Here is a 1,617-nt window from a genome sequence, read left to right on the forward strand (position 1 = left end):
CGCCGCTTCGACCAGGTCGTCTGCAACCCGCCGTTCGTGCCCGGCCCCCCCGAGATCGAGCACGTCTAACGCGACGCGGGCCTGGGCGGGGACGGCGCGAGGTGACCGGGCAGCGTCGAGACCGTGGACGGGGAGGTGGTCGGCGCGCTCGACGAACCGGGCCTCCTCGTCCTGCTCGGGGTCCACCGCGACGACCCCGCCCGCGTGGGCACGGCCGACGACCCGGTGCCGGCGATGGCCCGCAAGCTGCACGAGCTGCGGGTGCTGCGGGGCGAGCGGAGCGACGGGGGATCGACACGGGGTGAGCGGAGCGACGGCGGATCGGGCGGGCGCGACGAGCAGTCGTGCGCCGGGACCGCCGCGGGCCTGCTCGTCGTCAGCCAGTTCACGCTGTACGGCGACACCCGCAAGGGCCGGCGCCCCTCGTGGTCGGCCGCCGCGCCGGGCGCGGAGGCCGAGCGGCTCGTCACGGCGGTCGTCGAGGCCCTCAGGGCGCGTGGCGCCCCCGTCGCGACGGGGGTGTTCGGCGCGGAGATGGCGGTCGAGTCCGTCAACGACGGCCCGTTCACGGTGCTCGTCGAGGTCTGAGCGTCCCTCGACGGATCGTGCGCACCCCGTTGCGCTTCCATGGCCCGGAACACGCGTCGGCACCGTCACAAGCGGTTAACCGGGCGGTGTGCGGCAGTCGGGAACGTTCGTGCTCCCCTGCGCGTTCGACCACATGACACGGCACGCACCAGACCAAGTGCCGCGCAGGGAGGATTCCATGACGGCGACACTCGCCCCGCAGCAGTCTCGCGACGCCGAGACCGTCCTGCCCGAGTCGAACCCCGACGTCGCCCCCGAGACTACCGCGCTCCAGACCGAGGCGGAGGCCCAGAGCGATCTCGACGCCCAGAGCCCGGCTGCCGACCTCGTGCGCGTCTACCTGAACGGTATCGGAAAGACCGCCCTCCTGACGGCCGCCGACGAGGTGGAGCTCGCGAAGCGCATCGAGGCCGGGGTCTACGCGGCCCACCTGCTCGAGGACGACTCGCTCGACGCCGGCCGCGCCCGGGACCTCCGGGCGGTCGCCCGTGACGGTCGCCGCGCCCGCGCCCACCTGCTCGAGGCGAACCTGCGGCTCGTCGTCTCGCTGGCCAAGCGCTACACCGGCCGCGGGATGCCGCTGCTCGACCTCATCCAGGAGGGCAACCTCGGCCTCATCCGGGCCGTCGAGAAGTTCGACTACTCCAAGGGCTTCAAGTTCTCGACCTACGCGACCTGGTGGATCCGGCAGGCCATCACGCGTGGCATGGCCGACCAGGCCCGCACCATCCGCCTGCCCGTCCACCTCGTCGAGCAGGTGAACAAGCTGGCCCGCATCAAGCGGGACCTCCACCAGACCCTCGGCCGCGAGGCCACCAACGAGGAGCTGGCCGAGGAGTCGGGGCTCCCGGTCGAGAAGGTGTCCGACCTGCTCGACCACAGCCGTGACCCGGTGAGCCTGGACATGCCGGTCGGGTCCGAGGAGGAGGCCCCGCTCGGGGACTTCATCGAGGACGCCGAGGCCACCGACGCCGAGTCGACGGTCATCTCCGGCCTGCTCCACGACGACATGCGCCGGGTCATCGCCAC

The 1,617-nt window shown here is 72.7% G+C and carries 2 protein-coding genes; both read left to right on the forward strand.

Features of this window, described 5'->3' with window-relative positions; translation table 11 throughout:
* Window positions 1-123 precede the first annotated feature (123 nt).
* A complete protein-coding gene (locus AC0CYZ_RS23490; RefSeq protein WP_472219819.1) occupies window positions 124-588 on the forward strand; it encodes a D-aminoacyl-tRNA deacylase in 465 nt (154 codons plus the stop codon).
* A gap of 178 nt (window positions 589-766) precedes the next feature.
* The coding region (gene sigB, locus AC0CYZ_RS23495) for an RNA polymerase sigma factor SigB (protein WP_472219821.1) at window positions 767-1,617 on the forward strand (851 nt) is incomplete at its 3' end.

Source organism: Actinomycetospora sp. (assembly GCF_055612215.1).